Source organism: Pseudomonadota bacterium, assembly GCA_018823135.1.
Taxonomy (GTDB): Bacteria; Desulfobacterota; Desulfobulbia; order Desulfobulbales; family CALZHT01; genus JAHJJF01.
Map to the genome: position 1 here is coordinate 1 of JAHJJF010000042.1, position 20,635 is coordinate 20,635.

A 20,635-nucleotide genomic window follows, 5' to 3' on the forward strand; every position below is an offset into this window, starting at 1 on the left:
CTTATTGACAGCAGAAGGTACAGCTCGGTTTTCAGCACCTTAATATGCACCGCAAGGGGCGCGAGGATTGCCGAGCAGGCGAGAACAAGACCGACATTGGCAATATTGCTTCCCACGACATTGCCGATCATGATATCAATGTGTCCGTTAAAAGAGGCCTTTAAGCTCACAAAAAGTTCAGGAATTGAAGTGCCGAAAGCCACAACCGTCAACCCTACAAGCATGGTACTCATGCCCCAGCGCAAAGCAAGTCTGCCGGCACCGGACACAAGCACCTCGCCACCGACCACTAACATGATCAGGCCGCCGACAAGAGCTAAAAAAGATAATCCGAGATGGGCATAACTTGGTTCCATAAAATATCCTGTGAGTTGCAAACTTCCTGTTTATAAGATTCGAGATAAAGACTGACAATACCTTGCCGCTGCACCCGCCGGGCTGTTTTCAGCAACATACAAAAAATTCCATTCACCGGGCAACAACAGGGTCGGGAACGAACCCGCCCGGATGAAAAAGAAATGCGTGCTCGGCAATTGTTTTAAGCTTTCCCTTGATGTGCGACAACGGGACCAGCGGCGGGAATACCGGCAGTTCCTGTTCAATGGGCAGCGGCGGCTCCACCTTCATCTTTTCCTCCAGCACCTGTGAAGAAAGAGGATCAACTCCCGCCCGCAGATCAACTCCACGGGTGGTCTGTGTGTCAAGGGACCTCATGAAACCCATGATACTGCTGATATCGTTTTTCTGATAAAACATCCGGATCTGTTCGTTGATGACTTCCTGGTCCTCCAGCAACTCACCGAATATTTCCCGGTATTCTCCCACATGCCTGACAAGCTCATCATAGCAATCAAAAACAAGATTCTTAAACCGGCCCGCCTGGGTAAGCCCTCGCATTTTGACTCCCTGAAAAACACGGGCCCTGATTGTCGGCGATTCCGGCAGGTAGGGATCATAAAAAATCTCTTCATGAATGCCGCTGATTTCTAAAAATTCATGAATCAAATGTTCATCTCGCAGCAGGACATATATCCTTACCAGGTCAAAACATATTTTCTGAACGATTCGGCGAGTGATATCCTCTACTTTTTTCCGAAGACCGACCTTGTCCTCTTCAATTACTTTTCGATACCCAAAGTATCGATCCGCAAGCTCTTTCTTGATTTCATACGCAAGAACTTTTGTAATATCAGGATGTTCCATGATTTATACCGCCAGAATAATATTTCATAATTGCTTTCAAAAAAACAGTGTAACATACTGCCGTGATGTCTTATAGCGACATGCTTGACAATCGGCTAGGAACCGGTCGGAGAATTAACATCGTAACGAAAAAGTCAGAACTCGAGAACATATTTGCAAATTAACAGAAAGCGACAGGGGTTTAGAAAGAACTTTTTTACTATACCAGGGTTTATTGTGCTAAGCTCCAATAGCAGAAAAGTACCATACAGAAAAACCTGTTTGCAGATACTATAAAGAAACCCCGATCTGCTAGGAATGCGTTTCCCAATATGGTTTCAATAATAATTCCTGTTATCTGTTTTTTTTCTTGACACATTCCACAGATAATAACAAATTCAACAGGACTTGACGTATGGAAAATATATCGTCTGTCGCTATTAATTACATCCTCCTTTTTGTGGTTGGTTCTTTTTAAGTATGACCTCATTTTCCCATCGTGACGACACCGTCCAGCTTCTTAAGGAAACCGCTCCTATCGCCGAGGTAATCGGCGAACATGTCAAACTTACGAGAAGCGGTACAAACCTCAAGGGCCTCTGTCCTTTCCATGCCGAGAAGACTTCATCGTTTATGGTAAATCCGGGGAATAACTCCTTTCATTGTTTCGGCTGTAACGAGGGTGGAGACGTGTTCACCTTTATGATGAAATATCACAGGATATCATTTCCCGAGGCCTTAAAAGAACTTGCGCGAAAATACAATATCCCGCTTCCGGAGCGGACCCTGTCACCGGAACAACAGGCCAAGTCAAAACAACGTGAAGCCCTCCTGTCGCTCAATGACTGGGCAGCCGGAAAATACCATCAACTCCTGCTTTCCTCCCCGCAAGCCGCGCCGGCCCGCAAGTATCTTTCTGAAAGAGGTCTTTCCGAAAACACCGTAAAAGCCTTCCGGCTCGGCTATGCCCCTGACGAATGGGGGTTTCTTGCTGATTCATTGCCCGGGGAATACACTCCCACCCTTGCCGTTGAAGCCGGCCTGATTGTTGCCAGGGATCGCAGCGGCTTTTACGACCGTTTCCGGAGCCGGATTCTTTTTCCCATAACCGGCCTCACCGGCAGGACCATCGGCTTCGGGGGCAGGATTCTGGGGGACGGTCAACCCAAATATCTTAACTCGCCGGAAACCGCGGTATTCGATAAAAGCCGGACATTGTTCGGGTTGTTTGAAAACCGCGACTTTATCAGAAAATCCGGCACCGCCCTTATTGTTGAAGGCAATTTTGACCTGGTGTCGCTGGTGGAACACGGCATAGAAAATGTTGTGGCGCCGCTGGGCACCGCTCTCACCCGATACCAGGTCCGCACCCTTAAAGGGTATGCCGCCGAAGCGATTCTGCTTTTTGATGGAGATCAGGCAGGCTTGAAGGCCGCATTACGCGCCGTACCAATCTTTCTTTCGGAAAAAATCACCGCACGGGTGGTGGTGCTTCCAGATAACCATGATCCTGACACATTTATTGCAACACAAGGCAAAGAAGCCTTTGAAAAACTCCTCACCACTGCCCAATCCCTGGCGGATTTCGTATTTGAGAGCCTTGCCGAACAGCACGGAGTGGGACTTGAGGGGAAAGCAAAAATTATTGAGGAATTACAACCAATCATCGCGACCTTAGGCGACAAGGACCTGGAAAAAACGATTTTCATCTCCCACTTCAGCGAGAAACTGGGCGTACCCATTGAAAAAATGTCCGGCAAAATGACGGAAATACCGCCCAAACCCCAAGCCGCTCCGAGTAAAAAAAGGGTTGAAACGAAAATTCCGATCAAACACCGGCAGCTGTTGGAATTTCTTCTGGTTTGCCCTGAATATTTAGACCGTTTTTTTGACGCCGGAGTTGAAGAAGTTATTTCCTTTGGGATCGGCTGCGACATTCTTGAGCTCCTTAAACAAAACCGCGAGCAATCTCTTTCCGGTCCGGAATATCTTCTCAACGCAACCGATCCGCAGATAAAAAATTTCGTCTCAAAACTGTTGATCGAATCCCCCTCCTATTCAAAAGAAATAGAGGCTTCAATGGCCGAGGAAATGATTGCCTGGCTTAAAAAAAGCAGCCGCAAGACCCGCCGGGAAAAGATAATACAGAAAATTAACGAGGCTCATCATTCAAGCGATAAAGATCTGTATCTTGAACTCATGGCCCAATTGGACAAGACATAGGCATCATAGCAAGGTTCCCCTTGCATAAAAGTTCAGCACAGGCTTTATTAATGATCAATCGATAATGAGTGATTTCATAGTGAAAATGAAAAAATCCAATAAAACAAACACTTCGAAAAAAACGGCACGGTCTTCACAGAACCAGGAATTTCTTGTGAATACCGATGACAGTGACTTGCTAGATGATTCCCTTGAGGAACAACCCGATGATCTCACTGCAATGTTTGGAATCGAAGATGAAGAGCAATCACATGATTCTGATGCTGATGATGATGCTCTCGATGATCAGGACGATCAGGACGAAACCCTGGTGGTTTCTAAAAAAAGAAAAAAAGGCCAAGAACAAACATTTGAAGACCAATGGGCCCAGGCCAATCTTGACCCGGTAAAGGTGTATCTGCGCGAAATGGGGGCGGTTTCCCTTCTTGCCCCTGCCGAAGAAGTTGAAATCACCAAGCGTATCGAAAACGGTCAAAAACAGGTTCAGGACGCGGTATTGACCGTGCCGTTAGCCTTGAACACCCTCATTGATATCGCTGAAAAACTGCGCGATGAAAAAATTTCCATCCCCGATGTCCTGCGCGGGCTTGATAATGCCGACCCCGCCATTCTCGAAGAGGCCAAAGAACGATTTATCTGGCAGGTAAGCGAGGCGGTGCGCCTTGAAAAAGAGCGGGCCATGCTTCGCTTGGACCTTTTGCGCGCCAATATCGATCAGCCGTCGGCAATGAAAATCATGATCCGCATTGAACGGAACACCTCTTCAATTATCCGACTCTTCAAAGAAAACCGAATTTATGCAAAACACATACGAGCCATTCTGAACAACCTTAAAAAACTTGATAAACTTCTCAAAAAAACCCAGCAGAATGCAACGGGGTCGCGCCTTGACCCTCCGGAGGTTTCTACCCTGGAGCAGGCCACCCAGAATGTCTTCAGCAAATCCGAAGAATTACGGAATTTTGAAGAGCTCCACGGCGTGGACTCCGACACCCTGGAATATGTTTTTGGCCAGGTCGAACGCGGCCGCGCAATCAGCAGATTTGCCAAAGACGAACTGATCCGCGCAAATTTACGTCTGGTTGTCAGCGTTGCAAAAAAATATTCCAACCGCGGCCTGCAGCTTCTCGACCTTATCCAGGAAGGCAATATCGGCCTGATGAAGGCCGTGGAAAAATTCGAATACCGGCGCGGCTATAAATTCAGCACCTATGCGACCTGGTGGATTCGCCAATCTATCACCAGAGCCATTGCCGATCAGGGAAGAACCATTCGGATTCCGGTCCATATGATCGACACCATTAACCGCCTGTTAAAAGAAGCTAAGGATTTTATTCGCCAGTTCGGCCGAGAACCTACTCCGGAAGAATTGGCTGAAAGGCTTGAGCTGGAACTGGATAAGGTCAAAGGCATCCTGAGGATCTCAAAAGAACCCATTTCCCTGGATACTCCTATCGGTAATGGCGAAGACAGCAATCTCGGAGACTTTATCGAAGACGAAGGCGTCCTGTCGCCTGATGACGCAAGCATTCTTGAAAGCATGCGGCGCAACATGTCAAAGGCTTTATCAACCCTTACCCCCCGGGAAGAACGGGTTGTCCGCATGCGTTTTGGTCTCGGAGCAGATACTGACCAGACCCTTGAAGAAGTAGGAAAAACTTTTTCAGTAACCCGTGAGCGGATCAGACAGATTGAGGCCAAGGCAATACAGAAACTCAAACACCCCACCCGAAAAAAACATCTTTCCAGTTTTTATAATGATGAAGATTGATTATTTTTTTGGAAGCAAAAAACCACACACCTTAATGATTTCATTACTTCTCGACTGGCTGTGCGTCCGTTTATCCGGCGACAAAACGTCGGCCGCCGCCTGGACGACTAACCCTTTCTGAGTCTTGCAAGGCTCGCTCATCCTGGAGTCTCGTTACATTCTTTTTCCGACAAGACGAAATAAAGCGGAGTAATTTTTGTTGAGACCCATATATTAAGCAAATACTCTACTTGCTCCTTTTAAAGCCCTAACCAGAAACCCTTGAGCTTGATGTTTGCCCGGTTTCAGCCATTGCACCCAAAAATCTATTCCCGTAAGTAAATTTCTTACAAACCCTGCCTTTTGCTTACAATTTCTCGTTTTTTTATAAAAAACATTGACACCGAAAACACTTTCCATTATTTCTTTCGCCATTTTCATTAACAAATATTTGATGTCCGTTCTGTTTTATTCAGACTGAAACAGGTGTCTTTAAACAAAGAAAATCATTTTCTTCCTATAAAAAACAACCGGTTGGGTGTTTATGAATAATCTTCTGGCGTGGATGAAAATATTTCTTACACCCGGACTCGGACCTGCAACAAGCAGGAAACTTGTTGATTATTTTGAGAGCCCTGAAAAAGTCTTAAAGGCAACAGAAAATGAAATACGTTCCGCTCCAGGCATCAAAAGGGGCATAACGCGTAATCTTCTTCACAGGGACGAAACTCACATCCTGGCCGAAAAAGAACTCAATAAAGCGGCGGATTTCGGGGTCACAATACTTCCCTACAAAGACCCCCGGTATCCAGCGCTTTTAAATAATATTCACAACCCTCCCTTTCTGCTTTATGTTAAAGGGAATGTACCTTGTTTGAATAATTTGATGATCGGGATTGTCGGCGCCCGGGCCTCCACCTCCTATGGCCGGGACATGGCGTTCAACCTTGCATCCTCTCTTGCGCGCCAGGATATCACGATCAGCAGCGGCCTGGCCCTGGGAATAGACTCTGCGGCTCACCAGGGCGCTATAAAATCAGCAGGAACTACGGTGGCAGTGCTCGGCTGCGGCCTTGATATTGTTTATCCGCCCCAAAACAACAAGCTGTACCTTGCGATACCCGAGTCCGGCGCTCTTGTAAGTGAATATCCTTTCGGAACCTCTCCGGATGGTTTTCGTTTTCCGGCAAGAAACCGGATCATCAGCGGCATGTCCATTGGCGTTGTTGTTGTGGAAGCTGCGAAAAAATCCGGTTCGCTGATCACCGCGCAATTGGCTCTGGAGCAGGGAAGAGAGGTATTTGCAGTTCCGGGAAGAGTTGATTCCGCCAAGAGTGAAGGGACACATTTTCTGCTTAAAGAAGGCGCCAAACTCGTCCACTCCGTTGAGGACATAATTGAAGAAATTCGGATAAATTATCTTGACTCAACTGAAAAAATGAGCAAGATAACTCCGAAACCATTGGTAGACAAAACCATGAGCATTGAAGAAAAGGAGCTCCTTGCTTTTCTTGACGTCTACCCCAAAACTATAGATGAAATAATCAGAGAAACAAACTTGCGCGCCCATAAGGTATCCGAGTTGCTGCTGTTGCTCGAATTGAAAAATGTCGTAAGAGTCCTCCCAGGCAAACAGTATCAACTGGTTTCCACTCCTCTCTGATAACAAACGGCAAGGCCGAAAATACATTTAATCATGGCAAAATCACTGATAATAGTCGAATCTCCCGCAAAAGCCCGAACCCTGCAAAGGTATCTGGGGAACTCTTATGAAGTTAAGGCATCGGTGGGGCATATCCGTGATTTGCCGGTCAAAACCCTGGGTGTTGATACTGAGCATGATTTTAAACCACAATATGTCACCATCCGCGGCAAAAGCAAAATTATTGAGGAGCTGAAACGCTCAGCCAAAAAAGCCGACAGAATTTTTCTGGCCCCTGACCCTGACCGCGAAGGCGAGGCCATAGCTTTCCACATTGCCGAATGCCTGAAAAATGCCAATAAACCATTTCACCGGGCTTTATTCCATGAACTCACCAAGAAGGCAATCCTTGTAGCTCTTGAAAACGCTCAAGACCTCAATGTTCCTCTCTTTGAGGCCCAACAGGCCAGAAGAATCCTTGACCGCCTGGTTGGCTATCAGATTTCTCCTTTGCTCTGGGACAAGGTAAAAAGGGGCTTGAGTGCCGGACGCGTTCAGTCAGTTGCCGTTCGAATGGTCTGCGATCGTGAAAATGAAATAGCCGTCTTCCAAACTGATGAGTACTGGTCAATCGGCGCACAGTTGAAAGGTCCTGTTCCTCCTTCTTTTATCGCCTACCTTGATCAGGACAAGGAGATCAAAAAACGCATCTCCACTGAAAGTCAGGCAAATGAAGTTGCACAGGATATTCGCAAATCTTCTTTTACGGTCGCCAAGATTGAAAAGAAAAAGAAAAATAGAAATCCGAGCCCTCCATTTATCACCAGTAGCCTGCAGATCGAAGCGAACAGGAAATTGCGTTTCTCGGCAAAAAAAACCATGACCCTTGCGCAACGATTGTATGAAGGTGTCGAACTCGGTCAGGAGGGCCCCACCGGTCTCATTACCTATATGCGAACCGACTCAACCCGGATTAATGACGAAGCCCTGGTCGCAGTTCGCGCTTTTATTACCGAAACCTACAGCAAAGAATATCTGCCGCCAAAACCCATTATCTATAAAACGAAAAAATCCGCTCAAGACGCCCATGAAGCTATCCGGCCCACCGATGTTTCCCGGACTCCTGAAAAAATGGCTCACCTTCTCGATAAGGACACACTGGCTCTCTATTCCCTGATCTGGAAACGCTTTGTCGCCTGTCAGATGGCCCCGGCCCTTTTTGACCAGACCACTTTCAAAATAACCGCAGGAAAATACAATCTGCGGGTTACGGGTTCTGTGATTCGCTTTCAAGGCTTTCTCGCATTGTACGAGGAAGCGCAGGCAGAAGCCATTGCAAGAAGCGACGCTCCTGACGAAAGCCGCGAAAAAGTCCTGCCCGATCTCAAGGAAGGCGACCGTTGCGAGCTTCTCGATGTGCTGCCCAAACAACATTTCACCCAGCCCCCCCCACGATATTCCGAGGCGACGCTGGTGAAAGCGCTTGAAGAAAACGGTGTGGGCAGACCCAGTACTTATGCCTCAATTCTTTCAACGATTCAGGACAAGGAATACGTGTTGCTTTCCCAACGCCAATTCCGGCCCACCGATCTCGGCAAACTGGTTAATGATCTTTTGGTAAAACACTTCCCCTTGGTTATGAGTGTTGATTTCACTGCCGGCATGGAAAAGAATCTGGACAAGGTGGAGGAAGGAGAAATCCATTGGTTACAGATTCTTAAAGAATTTTATACCCCGTTCAAAGAGACCCTTGATAAAGCCAAAGAAGAAATGAAATCCGTCAAGCGCAGTTCGGTTCCCACGGATATCAACTGCACCTTGTGCGAAGGGAAAATGGCCATCAAATGGGGCAGAAACGGCGAATTTCTCGCCTGCGAAAATTTTCCAGAATGCAAAAGCACCCTGGATTTTACCCGGTCCGACGAAGGCGCGGTTGTTCCGGTTGAACGTGAAGCTGCTGAACAATCTGACGAGATCTGCGAAAAATGCGGCAACCCGATGGTTTATAAAAATGGCCGTTTTGGAAAATTTCTAGCCTGTTCAGGCTATCCGAAATGCAAAAATGTCCGGTCGCAAGGGGTTGGCGTGAAATGCCCGGAACAAGACTGCGACGGTGAAATAGTCCAGAAAATCTCAAAGCGTGGAAAAGTTTTTTACAGTTGCAACAGATATCCTAAATGCACCTTTGCACTATGGGATAAACCGGTCAATAAAAACTGTCCCAGCTGCGGAGCCCTGTTTCTGCTTGAAAAGGAAAGCAAGAAACAAGGTCCTCATCTCAAATGCGCTACCAAGGATTGCGATTATTCCGAAACGCTTTCCGAAGAGGCTCCGGATACTCCATAATATTGGCTTTTCCCTTCTTAATCTCCTGCCGCGCTCTACACTAAAAGGCATAACAATACTGTTACCGGGTTATGTTAACCCGTAAATTTCGCAAACGGAGACGCCTTATACTGGCGGCTACACGGATGAATCGTCTTGCCCGAAGGGTGAACAGTTTTAAATAAAGATTCATGAATTATTTGGGTTAAAGCCTCTGGTTTGCTGCTAGACAATTTCTTCACTAACCTGTTCAATTATTGTGATAAATTCACTTTTTCAGTGTTTCATTTGTTTTAGCTCCCTCCGATAAGTATACTAGGGATTGAATTTCTCCTTAATAGATCTATTTATGTTTATCTTCCGTTCCACAGGAGGGACATATGCTTACCGGAATTTATTCCTCGCTTTCCGGCCTGCTCGGCTTATCACGAAAGGTTGAAACAACTGCCAATAATGTCGCAAATCTCAACACGCCCGGATTTAAGGCAAGCCGGGTCAACCTGGAGGATGCTTCCAGCCCGTCGGTTTCAACCGCTTCAGGGACATCCCAGACCGGCAGGGGCGTTGTTGTCGGCTCGATCAGCAGAACCTTTAATCAAGGCTATCTTGAAAGTTCAGCAAACCCCACCGACATGGCCATCGGCGGGCAAGGTTTTTTTATGCTCCGGCAGCCAGGAGCGAGCGTCGCTGACAAGTTCACCCGATCGGGTGGCTTTCGTTTTGACCAGCAGGGATCACTGGTAACTCCGGAAGGATATCATGTTCAAGGTTGGTCCATTAACCCGGAAACCGGTGATCGTCAGGGCAGCATTGGTGACATTATTCTCGAACAAAACACTCCGCCGGTTGCAACCCATCGAATCGAACAAATTGTAAATCTGGACTCCCGAACACCCAAGGAAAGCACGGATATTAATCTCTATGAGGCCTGGGATGGCAGAAACAGCACTTCAGCAAACCCCTCCGATCCCATTGCAGCCAATAACTATGATTACAAATCCTCTCTTCAGATCCATGATGCTCAAGGAGAGCGGCACGATATTACAATTTATTTTGACAGAACCACTAACGACAATGAGTGGGAATATCTCGTAACTGCAGATCCCCTCCAGGATCAAAGGCGTTTCAATGCAAATCAGCAGGCCGCCTTCCCACCTTTTGACAAAATTACCGCTTCAGATCACAAAGGCGCAGGGGCTTTGATGTATGGCACCCTGAACTTCAATGCATCCGGAGAGATCCGTGATATCTCCGCCTATGATGTTCCTCCAGACGCACAGGTTGATCCCTCTCTCAGCACCAACCGGATTTCCCTGGGAAATTCCGACCCCTATTACAGCTTTCAAACAAATTTTACCGGGGCTGAAAACAATCAGGCAATAGAACTTAATCTGGGGGCTCGTTTCAGCGGACAGGATTCACTATTTCTTGCTGAAAGTCTTGCTACGACGCAATATGCCAATTCATCAACGACGATTTATCAAAATCAGAACGGCTTCGCTGCCGGCAATCTCCAGTCGCTTGCCGTTGGTCCGGATGGAGTTATCAGTGGGCGATACTCAAACGGGCAACAATTACAAAAAGCGCAGGTGGCACTGGCTTCATTCGCTAATCTTCAGGGTCTTAGGTCGGATGGAGGAAACCTCTACAGCCAGACAACCGCATCAGGAGTGCCAATGACCGGCAGCCCGGGCACCGGGGGGTTAGGAAGCATCGCTCCAAACGCTCTAGAGCAATCCAATGTTGAGCTTGCGGAAGAATTGCCCAATCTGATGATTACCAAGAGGTCTTTTCAGGCAAACCTGAAGGTGCTGAAGGCAGAAGATGAGATGTTGGGCAGTCTTTTGGATATAAAGGGATAAAACAGAAAAGATAAACGGGAACGCATCCTCATGAATCAGAGTAAGTGATTTCCCCGTCTTTAATCGTTAACACAGCCTTTCCCCTCATGTGCCAGTCAAGAAAGGGTGAGTTTTTACTTTTCGAAACAACCTGATCTTCCGTGTAAACAAAATCCTTGTCCGGATCAATAACCACCACGTCAGCCGGTCCGCCAACACGGAGGGTGCCGCCCTCCACACCCAGCAAACGGGCGGGGTTCGAAGACAATAATTCCACAAATCTCGTTGCATCAATAGTTCCTTCCCGCACAAGGTTGAGCGCAAGAGGAACAGCGGTTTCGAGCCCGATGATGCCATTGGCCGCCAGATCGAATTCCAGGTCCTTATCAAGGGTGCTGTGAGGGGCATGATCTGTTGCAATTACATCCAGAGTACCGTCAGCAAGGCCTTCTTTAATGGCTGCAATATCGTCGGGACTTCGCAAGGGAGGATTCATTTTGGCCATTGTGTCATAGGAATCAACCGCCTCATCAGTCAATGTAAAATAATGTGGCGCGGTTTCGGCGGTAATCTTGCAACCCCTTTCTTTTGCGCGCCGGATGAGGCTGACGGATTCTCTGGTGCTGACATGGGCAATATGAATCGGTTGACCGGTGTATTCCGCCAGGGACAAATCCCGGTAAATCATGATTTCTTCCGCGACCCGAGGTATGCCCCGCAATCCAAGCCTGGTTGATTGATACCCCTCGTTCATTACACCGAGATGACTGAGGGTCTTTTCTTCTGAGTGTGAAATAACCAGCAATTTGAAATGAGAAGAGTATTCAAGGGCCCGCCTCATGAGCTGACTGTTTTCAACAGGACAGCCGTCATCGGATATAGCAACGACTCCGGCCTCTTTCATTTCTCCATATTCAGCAAGAGTTTCACCCCGACCAAACTTGCTGATGGCCCCCACCGGATACACCTTGGCGCTGCAGTTTCTGGCCTTGGAGAGGATCTGGGCAGTTACCGCCCAGGAATCATTAAACGGCTTGGTGTTCGGCATACAGGCAACTGCGGTAAAACCCCCTGCTGCGGCTGCCCGGGTGCCGCTGGCAATGGTTTCCTTATATTCTTCTCCGGGTTCCCGTAGATGGACATGCATATCGATGAGTCCTGGAATGACCCACTTGCCGCCCACATCAAATTTTCGCGTTCCTCGTGGAGCCGAAAGCTTCTTGCCGAAAAAAAGTCTCGAAACACGGCCGTTTTCAAGCAACAGAGAGCCGTTTTGATCAATACCGTTTGCTGGGTCAATAATTCGACCATTTACTAATAAAATCGGTGTGTTGTTGACAGATTCCACCATCAATCCCCTCCCATAATCAGATACAACAGGGCCATCCGCACAGCCACACCGTTTGTAACCTGGTCAATTATTACTGATTGTTTCCCGTCAGCTAATTCCGGGTCCAACTCCACACCACGATTGATCGGCCCGGGATGCATGATTATAGCGTCCGGTTTTGCTTTTTTCATGATTTTCGGGGTAATGCCAAAATAATTTGCATACTCACGTAAAGACGGCAACAGGGGATCTTTCTGCCGTTCGTGTTGTATCCTCAAAGTCATAACTACATCCGCTCCGGAAACTGCATCTTCGACTGTTGCGGCGACCTTTGCGCCCAATCTCTCAACGGCAGCGGGAAGAAGCGTTTTGGGTCCGCAGACCACAACCTCGGCGCCCATTTTGGAAAAGCCGATTATATTGGAATGCGCTACCCGGCTGTGGGCAATATCGCCGATAATCGCCACCCTTAAGCCGTTGATATCTCCTTTCTTTTCACGAACAGTCATTAAGTCGAGCAATCCCTGGCTTGGGTGTTCGTGGGTACCGTCCCCGGCATTGATGACCGAAGCCTTGATGTGTTTGCTTAATAGCCTGGGCGACCCGGAGCAGGAATGCCTGAAAATAATGACATCGGGTTTCATTGCCGCGAGATTTTTTGCTGTATCGATGAGGGATTCACCCTTGGTAGTGCTACTCAGGGCAACAGATATATTAAATGTATCGGCGCTCATTCTTTTGGCGGCAATTTCAAAAGAAAGGCGGGTTCGGGTGCTGGGTTCAAAAAACAGGCTGATAACCGTTTTACCACGCAGAGTAGGAACTTTCTTGATGGAGCGAGTAGATATTTCTTTCAGGGAATCCGCTGTTTGAAGGATCAACTCAATATCAGCAACTGATAAATCCTCCAGGCTCAAAATATGCTTATGAATAAAGCGATACTCGGAATCCATTAGTTACCTTTTCATCTTATTAGGATTTGTGTTTTGCCTGCAGATGCCAAAAAACATCATCAACGAATAATATCTCCTATGCGTTTCCAACGAACTGAAAATTCTTCACTGTTCCAGGACCAGTAAAGCATAAAGGCTTTGCCTTTTACTTTGGTCAAGTCGACAAAATGCCAGAACCGGCTATCGTGACTGTTGTCCCGGTTGTCGCCCATGACAAACAAGGAGTTTGCAGGAACTGTCTGGGGTCCAAAATTGTCCCTTTCGCCGGGCAAAATCTTCGGATCAAGAAAAATCGTGCTTGCCACTTCAAATAATTTTTCATTAACATACACCTTTTTATCTTTAATCTCAATCCGATCGCCTTCGGTTGCAATGACTCTTTTAATGAAATCCTGGGAAGGATTTACCGGATACTTGAAAACAATGACATCTCCTCGTTCTGGCTGCCCTAAAGAAATCCAGGTATGCCCGCTTAAAGGATTCTTGATGCCATAGCAAAATTTATTCACGAGGATGTGATCGCCTATTAATAATGTAGGTATCATGGAGCCCGACGGAATTTTAAAAGCCTGAACGATAAATGTTCTGATGAATAACGCCAGAATAAGCGCAATCAATATGGCTTCTACATATTCTCTGACAACTGATTTCCGATTCGTTTTCTGGATATCTTCTTCCAACAATCCAACCTCATTTTTTTGTTTGCTGTACTTGCTTCCGAATAAATAAAACCCACTGATAGGTACTCCAAAATGTATTAAAAAACAAGAAGATTACCCGCTTCCGAGATATGGAATGTTAGTAGTTAGAAAAATTAATTCTCTGTACAGTCGAATAAAAACGCTTCTTTACCTGAGCATTGTATCTTTTGTGCGCTCGCAGAATAAAGGCCTTAGACTGATATTCCATATTGCACTACCTGTTGTATACATTAGTCAATGCAACACAAAATATAGCTCACTATTGGAATTATATATTTTTTAGGCGTTTTGATTTTCATACGCCCTTCCTGCATAAATTCAAATTTACTGAATATTTTTAGCCAACTAGCCCCCATTAGAATATATTTCCCATTGACACCGAGAAAATTTTGTGCCTCTACTGCAATAGACACTTATTATTAATTTTTATTTTATTTTATTACTCCAATACGATTTCTTGAAGCTCAAAGCAAAACCAACAAGTTACAATTGTACAATATATAGTATTAGAAAATTGACATACGCCCAACATATGGAAAAACATGAAAACAAACCACCTGAATAGGGGCCATTAAACCTAATTTTAAAACGGCTGATTTTCTATTTTTCCCAATGTTTTTGAAGAGGTATAAACAAAAAAATATTTTTTTCCGCTTGACAATTTTTTTCAGATATGTCTCTAATGCAGTAACAGGCTACTGATGATATCAATCATTAAAATTGTGAATCAGATGAATTCTCATACTAATGAAAAAACCAAAGCAATAAATACGGACTTGATAATCATCCAATCAATACAAGCAGAATTCCTCCAGGACTAAAAACTATGGGTGGATTCAAACTTCCATCAATCAATTTTAATTTACCGGCTATCCTGAAAGGCCAGAAGCTTTCTGTCGGGCTTGACATAGGATCTCATGCCGTCAAGATTTGCGAACTTGCCGCAACCAGTACTGGTTACAAGGTTTTGAGTGTCGGCAGCGCAAGACTTCCTGAAAATGCCGTTGAAGACGGGGTGCTTCAGGACCCTGCTGCCGTGGCAAAAGTAATATCAACACTGATAGGCAACCTAAAGCTTCGAGGGAAAAAAGTTGCCATATCCATTTCCGGTTATTCAGTCATCGTAAAAAAAATCAACCTTAACGTAATGACTGAATCCGAACTTGAAAGACACATTGATGAAGAGGCTGAACAATATATTCCTTTTGACAAAGATGACGTCTACCAGGATTTCCAGGATCTTCACACCAACACCGCCGAAGAAGACCGAACCGATGTAATGCTTGTTGCGGCCAAAAAGGATGTTGTTGATGCATATCTAGATATGCTTCGCAACGTCGGCCTTAAGACCGTTATCGTTGATGTAGATGCCTTTGCTCTGGAAAACGCATACGAAGCAAATTTCGGCCAGGCCGAAAACGTTGCCTTGGTTGATATCGGCGCTTCCAAAATGAACATCAATATAATTTCAAAGGGCGCGTCGATTCTTGCCCGTGACGTAATCCTTGGAAGTCGCCTGCTTACCGAACAGATACAGAATCGGCTCGACATCCCCTATGAGGATGCCGAAGCTCTTAAAATCGGCATCATTCCTCCCGGCGACAAACACGAAATACTTGAAGAAATATTTGTCAACATATGTACACAATGGGTTACTGAAATAAAAAGAGCATTGGATTTTTACTCTTCGAATTACCCTGATGAACCGGTTTCCAAGCTTGTGTTAAGCGGCGGCGGCGCAAAAGTAAAAGGCCTTTGTGACTTTTTTCACAAAGAAACCGGCATAAATGTTGAAGTGTTTAACCCATTCAGCGGCACCTCTTCGGATCCGAACAAAATTGATGCGGAATACTTAAAAAACCTTGCCCCTGAAATGGCTTTGTCTTCTGGTCTTGCCACAAGACCGGTAGCCATATGAATTAAGGTGTTAGAGCAACCATGGTCAGGATAAATCTTTTACCAGTAAAGCAAATCAAAAAAAGGTTGCGAACCAGAAACGAGTTTTTTGCGTTTCTGGGTTCCCTGATAATCCTATTCGCAGGTATCGCCCTTTTCGGTGCGGGCATAAGCATGAAAATTAATGGCCTGAAGGCCGAGAAAAAACAACTTGAGAACCAAAAAGCCTCCTATCAACAAACCATTAAACTTATTGATAAATACAAGGCGGATAAGGTTAAACTCGAGAAAAAGCTGAATGCAATAAAAGAGTTAAAACAGGGATCCCTCATATCGGTAAGAATTCTCGATGAGATTGCCAATATAACGCCTAATGACCGACTTTGGATCCAGTCATTTAGCATGTCTCAGAATAGCATTAAGATTTCCGGCATAGCATTGGATAACGCAACCATTGCTCAATACATGAAAAGCGTAAACAATTCGGAATACTTTGAAAACGCAACTCTTTCGGGCACGACACATACTGCAGTTGCAGGGAGAAGTCTCAAGTCCTTCTCCCTGTCGTTTAAAATAATTGAACAAAGCACCGAAAAACAGCAACCCTAAGCGAATAACAAAATGAGTAAAGAAACATTCAAATCAGCATTTGACAAGTTCCTCGAAACCAAGGTTGGGCGGCTTGACACAAAGGTGAAGCTCGCAATTTGCGCAGCTGCATGGGTTGTGCCGATCCTGCTTTTTGTTTTTCTTTTTGTATCACCAAAAAACAACGACATTCGATCACTAAACTCTCAGAAAGCTAAACTTGAAAAAGAAATCGCCGAAGCTGCAGCCGTTGCTGCTGGAATTGATGGACATAAAAAAGAAATGCAAAAGACCGAGCTTTACTTCAAGGTGGCTTCCTTGCTTTTACCTCAGCAGCAGGAAATCCCCGGCCTTTTAACCAATATTTCCGGCGAAGGTACAAACTCCGGTCTTAACATTATGAGCTTTACCCCGGGCGGCGAATCTCCCAAAGAGTTTTATGCAACTATACCTATAACTTTGGATGTACGAGGGCCATATCACAATATTGGTCTTTTTCTGGATAAAATAAGTAAACTTCCCCGTATTGTAATGCTGACCAGCCTTACAATGTCTTCCCCAAGCATGGTGGAAGGAGAAATGATGTTGAGCAGTAAACTCACTTTAATGACTTACAGATTTATTGATAAGGGCAATGAAAGTTAACGAAAAACAATATTTAAAGGCACACACTGTGTTGTCAATGAGGAATACTCTTGCGATAGGGTGTACAAGAGTAATCCTTTTTGCTGCTTGCCTGCTTGTCTTTGGCGCTGGTTTGTTTCCCTTTAATTGCCGAAGCGCTGCTGCGCAACAGGAACCAGAAACAGACATGACTCCCGAGGAAATCCAAACTATACTTGATGAACTCTTTCAATCCGAGGGGAGCGATTTCACTTATACAAGCGAAGGACGCTCTGATCCCTTTGTTCCATTTGTCACAGATAGCTCACAATCCTCGTCAGCAAAAAGCGATGACGTTGTTCTGATCGGACTCAGGAAGTATGAGCCTGGGCAACTCCAACTCGTAGCCATAGTATTTGCAGAAAACGATCCTATTGCAATGGTACAAGACTCCCTTGGCAAAGGTTATATTCTCCACCGGGGCACTAAAATCGGCCGAACCGGGGAAGTAGAGGATATCTCCCCTAATGTTATAACAATAAAACAGATGGTTTCCACTCCAACACGGAAACAACGGTATAAGACAATCGAAATGATTTTACGGAAAGAGGGGGATAAAAGGCAATGACCCTGATTTTGCAAACAAAATACTGGTTAGTTTTCCCGGTTGCTTTGTTGCTTCTTTTTACTTTTACTACATCAGAAGCTGAAACAACACCGGCAATTCCACACAATTCCTATAAGATTACAAATCTTCAATGGGAACAAACCGCGGATGAATTCCTGCTCCGGATACAAGGTGAGACCCTCCCCACCTACACAATATATGAATTATTTGATCCGATGCGGATCATTATTGATATAGCTGATGCAGGAATCAGCGAGGATGTTTCGCTTCCACTTGATCTGCCCCACGGCCCGGTGACACAGGTTAACGGACAAATTCTGGGAAATAAAGAGCCTGCAATCGCCCGCATAGAAGTTTTTCTTTCCAAGGACCAAGCCTATTCCGTTGAAAAGGAAGACAATGATATTCTAATAAAATTTGCCAAGGTTCTTGCAACAGAAGAAATTAAACAGCAACAGGAAGCTAAGGAACTCAAGAGTACGGAAGATCCGTTTCTGGCTGTGAAAAACCAGCAGGTATCAGGAATCAAGCTTGCCTCCACAATATCCTCAATTGATATTGAAAAATCCGCTTCGGAAACCCGGGTATATATAAAAGCGGATGGCCCGATTATTAAATTTGAAAATGTCGCGCTTGAAAAAACTGAAGGCCGGCCTCATAGAATGTATATTGATATTGGTAACGTCAAACCTAAAGGCTTGACGGCGTTCCAAGAAGTCGGTTCCACTTTGGCTCGTATCAGAACCGCACCACGCGAAAATGGCGTGCGGATAGTCTTTGATTCAGCTCTTGGCCGTCTTTTTACTTATGATACCGCTTCCATGTCTGACGGTTTACTTGTCGTAATCCAGGAATCTCCGGATGAAATTATTGCTGAGGCGGCAAAATTGCCTACCTCTATGGTAGAACCCGGCAAGGACATACAAGAAGCAGCAACCAGCTCAGCGACACCGGTTAAACCGCTCGTTGAAGGCCTGCCTGCAAAAAAACCAACCAAAACGGAAGACGCGACCGCAGCCTTATTAGATGATTTCTCTTTTTCCGGTTACACGCAGAAAAGAATAACTGTTGATTTTTACAAAATTGATCTCCACAACGTCTTCCGCCTTATCGGAGATATCAGCGGCTTAAATATAGTCGTTGCAGAAGGCGTTGGCGGAAGCCTCACTTTGGCCCTAAGTGATGTTCCTTGGGATTTTGCCCTTGATATCATTTTGAACTTGAAAGACCTTCAAAAAGAGGAGCGCTTCAACACCATTGTTATTTCACCGAAAAGCAAATCTTTTTCTTGGCCCAAAAGAGCAACGGACAACTTGGCCATCAAGGCCGACGATAAAGTCATGGACCAAATCCAGAAAGAAGAAGATAGCAAAACTGACTCGATCAGCGTAAAAAATAAATTTGAACAACCCAAGGCTGTTGTAGAGGCTAAAAAACTCATTCTCCTTGCGCAAAGCAGGGAAAATGCTGGGGATCCGGAACAGGCCCTGTCGCTTTTTGAAGATGCCTATTCCTTATGGCCTGACAACGGGCAACTTGCCACGAGAATTGCATCACTTTGTCTGGTGCAGTTAGGGTTGAACGCAAAGGCTGTCCATTATGCCAAGGCGGCTCTTCAAATCGACCAAAATGACAAGGAAGCAGCGCTTCAGGCAGCAATTGGCCTGGCAAGCATGAAAAAGACCGACAAGGCTAGGGAATATTTTGATCTGGCCATAAACACCCCGCTACCTTCAAGTGAAGCCTTGGCAAGCTATGCCTCTTTTTATGAAGAAAATAGAGAGTATGACTCTGCATTATCCCTACTCGCCCGTCATGAGGAACTCTATGGCGACAACCTTGACACAATGATCAGCACAGCCAGAGTGAATGATAAAATGGGTAATGATAGTCAAGCTGTTAAGGAATACAAAGCGATACTTCTTTCCGGATTTGAAATGCCTCCTGATTTATTAAAATATATTAAAGGCCGAATCTCCATGGCCACTAATTAATACACGTAAAGAGGAAAATGATGAAAACATTTAAGTGCATGTGTAAGGCATGCATCATCACACTTCTCAGCATTGGTATTTTTTCCTGTGCTCCTGCAACTGCACCTCCTCCAAGTGCAGCTCAGGCAGCAAATACGCCACAAATGAAGGCCCTGCCCGAAGACGGCAAGGCCATGAAATCATCACCGACTCGGCTCCCAATGGCTTCTTCTGATGATGATTCTCCCATGCCTATCAGGTATCAAAAGCCTTCTTATCAGGTGACAAGAAAAGGTGTTACTGATGAGCTTGGAAAAACCAAAGACGATTTTAAAGTTCTGGTTGGCGCCGACATTTCTTCAAAAACCGGGGCCGTTCCTCTGCGGGATATCCTGAAACGCCTGGCTGCCCTCAAAAACATGAATGTCAGCTGGTCCAGCGATGTAGACCAGTATGTGTTGGTCGATGTTGACATCAGAGCTGAAGACGATTTTTTCTCAGCAATTGAAAACATCCTCCGTCAACAGGACTATTTTCATGATGTTCAAGGCAATAGCATAGTGGTGAAATATAAGGAAACAAAAAAATTCCACATAGCAATGCCATTTATTTCATCAACTTATGACATGAGTGTTGGCGGTGATGTTCTGGGCGGTAGTGATGCATCCGGAGCAATGACAGGTAATATTAAACTTAGTAGCGCGGGAAACAAATTTGATATCTGGCAAAATATACAGGCAAACCTCGACAAAGTCCTACAAATCTGGTCGGATTCTTCCGCTATGTCCACCGCGCCTTCTCCCAGCACAACAAGCTCTGGTGGCGACACTGCACCTGCTCCGGTTCGCGCCTCAGCACCACGAGTAGCGCAGGGATATTATACCATTGACCGCCCCATAGGTTTAATCACCGTAACCGCACCTCGATCGTTATTGATTAAAATTACATCTTATCTGGACAATCTTAAAAAAGAACTTTACAAGCAGATAGCCATTGAAGC

The 20,635-nt window shown here is 45.5% G+C and carries 17 protein-coding genes; 11 read left to right on the forward strand and 6 right to left on the reverse strand.

From position 1 onward, the window contains the following. On the reverse strand, window positions 1-356 hold a 356-nt coding region (locus tag KKE17_03730; protein ID MBU1709095.1), incomplete at its 3' end, for a sodium:calcium antiporter. A gap of 112 nt (window positions 357-468) precedes the next feature. Continuing rightward, the gene (locus KKE17_03735) at window positions 469-1,203 is read right to left on the reverse strand and encodes a hypothetical protein (GenBank protein MBU1709096.1); all 735 of its coding nucleotides are present in this window, start codon (window positions 1,201-1,203) and stop codon (window positions 469-471) included. A 459-nt stretch (window positions 1,204-1,662) separates the two neighbouring features. Here KKE17_03735 and dnaG point away from each other — a divergent pair, with 459 nt between their 5' ends. Together dnaG and rpoD are read left to right on the forward strand one after the other, a co-directional pair. Next, a complete protein-coding gene (gene dnaG, locus KKE17_03740) occupies window positions 1,663-3,405 on the forward strand; it encodes a DNA primase (GenBank protein ID MBU1709097.1) in 1,743 nt (580 codons plus the stop codon). Between the two features lie 154 nt (window positions 3,406-3,559). Next, a complete protein-coding gene (rpoD, locus tag KKE17_03745) occupies window positions 3,560-5,176 on the forward strand; it encodes an RNA polymerase sigma factor RpoD (protein MBU1709098.1) in 1,617 nt (538 codons plus the stop codon). A gap of 213 nt (window positions 5,177-5,389) precedes the next feature. On the opposite strand, the gene KKE17_03750 is transcribed toward rpoD, so the two are convergent. Beyond that, window positions 5,390-5,596 carry a hypothetical protein gene (locus KKE17_03750; protein MBU1709099.1) on the reverse strand — a complete coding sequence of 69 codons (207 nt, stop codon included), beginning with the start codon at window positions 5,594-5,596 and terminating at the stop codon, window positions 5,390-5,392. A 103-nt stretch (window positions 5,597-5,699) separates the two neighbouring features. Here KKE17_03750 and dprA point away from each other — a divergent pair, with 103 nt between their 5' ends. The 3 genes from dprA (at window position 5,700) to KKE17_03765 (ending at window position 10,984) form a co-directional block, all read left to right on the forward strand. Next, complete coding sequence (dprA, locus tag KKE17_03755) at window positions 5,700-6,818, forward strand: DNA-processing protein DprA (GenBank protein ID MBU1709100.1); 1,119 nt, start codon at window positions 5,700-5,702, stop codon at window positions 6,816-6,818. Window positions 6,819-6,851: 33 nt separating this feature from the next. Continuing rightward, window positions 6,852-9,143, forward strand: coding sequence for a type I DNA topoisomerase (topA, locus tag KKE17_03760; GenBank protein ID MBU1709101.1), 2,292 nt, complete (start codon window positions 6,852-6,854; stop codon window positions 9,141-9,143). Between the two features lie 359 nt (window positions 9,144-9,502). Next, window positions 9,503-10,984 (forward strand): flagellar hook protein FlgE, encoded by a 1,482-nt coding sequence (locus tag KKE17_03765; protein MBU1709102.1) that lies wholly within the window; start codon window positions 9,503-9,505, stop codon window positions 10,982-10,984. Window positions 10,985-11,012: 28 nt separating this feature from the next. Here KKE17_03765 and KKE17_03770 read toward each other — a convergent pair whose 3' ends face one another. The 3 genes from KKE17_03770 to lepB are packed head-to-tail and all read right to left on the reverse strand — an operon-like array spanning window position 11,013 to window position 13,926. After that, window positions 11,013-12,314 (reverse strand): dihydroorotase, encoded by a 1,302-nt coding sequence (locus KKE17_03770; protein ID MBU1709103.1) that lies wholly within the window; start codon window positions 12,312-12,314, stop codon window positions 11,013-11,015. Continuing rightward, the gene (locus tag KKE17_03775) at window positions 12,314-13,246 is read right to left on the reverse strand and encodes an aspartate carbamoyltransferase catalytic subunit (protein MBU1709104.1); all 933 of its coding nucleotides are present in this window, start codon (window positions 13,244-13,246) and stop codon (window positions 12,314-12,316) included. Before KKE17_03775 ends, KKE17_03770 begins: the two co-directional genes overlap by 1 nt. Window positions 13,247-13,305: 59 nt before the next feature. Beyond that, window positions 13,306-13,926: a signal peptidase I gene (gene lepB / locus KKE17_03780; GenBank protein ID MBU1709105.1), complete on the reverse strand. Its 621-nt coding sequence runs from the start codon at window positions 13,924-13,926 to the stop codon at window positions 13,306-13,308. Window positions 13,927-14,773: 847 nt separating this feature from the next. Here lepB and KKE17_03785 point away from each other — a divergent pair. The 6 genes from KKE17_03785 to KKE17_03810 all read left to right on the forward strand — a co-directional run. Further along, on the forward strand, window positions 14,774-15,865 hold the full coding sequence (locus tag KKE17_03785; protein MBU1709106.1) for a pilus assembly protein PilM: 1,092 nt from the start codon (window positions 14,774-14,776) through the stop codon (window positions 15,863-15,865). Between the two features lie 152 nt (window positions 15,866-16,017). After that, complete coding sequence (locus tag KKE17_03790; GenBank protein MBU1709107.1) at window positions 16,018-16,452, forward strand: PilN domain-containing protein; 435 nt, start codon at window positions 16,018-16,020, stop codon at window positions 16,450-16,452. 12 nt (window positions 16,453-16,464) lie between these two features. Beyond that, the gene (locus KKE17_03795; protein ID MBU1709108.1) at window positions 16,465-17,076 is read left to right on the forward strand and encodes a type 4a pilus biogenesis protein PilO; all 612 of its coding nucleotides are present in this window, start codon (window positions 16,465-16,467) and stop codon (window positions 17,074-17,076) included. Between the two features lie 166 nt (window positions 17,077-17,242). Beyond that, window positions 17,243-17,662, forward strand: a complete 420-nt coding sequence (locus KKE17_03800; GenBank protein ID MBU1709109.1) for a pilus assembly protein PilP — start codon at window positions 17,243-17,245, stop codon at window positions 17,660-17,662. Continuing rightward, the gene (locus KKE17_03805) at window positions 17,659-19,656 is read left to right on the forward strand and encodes an AMIN domain-containing protein (GenBank protein MBU1709110.1); all 1,998 of its coding nucleotides are present in this window, start codon (window positions 17,659-17,661) and stop codon (window positions 19,654-19,656) included. The genes KKE17_03800 and KKE17_03805 overlap by 4 nt, the downstream gene beginning before the upstream one ends. A 17-nt stretch (window positions 19,657-19,673) precedes the next feature. Then, the coding region (locus KKE17_03810; protein ID MBU1709111.1) for a toxin co-regulated pilus biosynthesis Q family protein at window positions 19,674-20,635 on the forward strand (962 nt) is incomplete at its 3' end.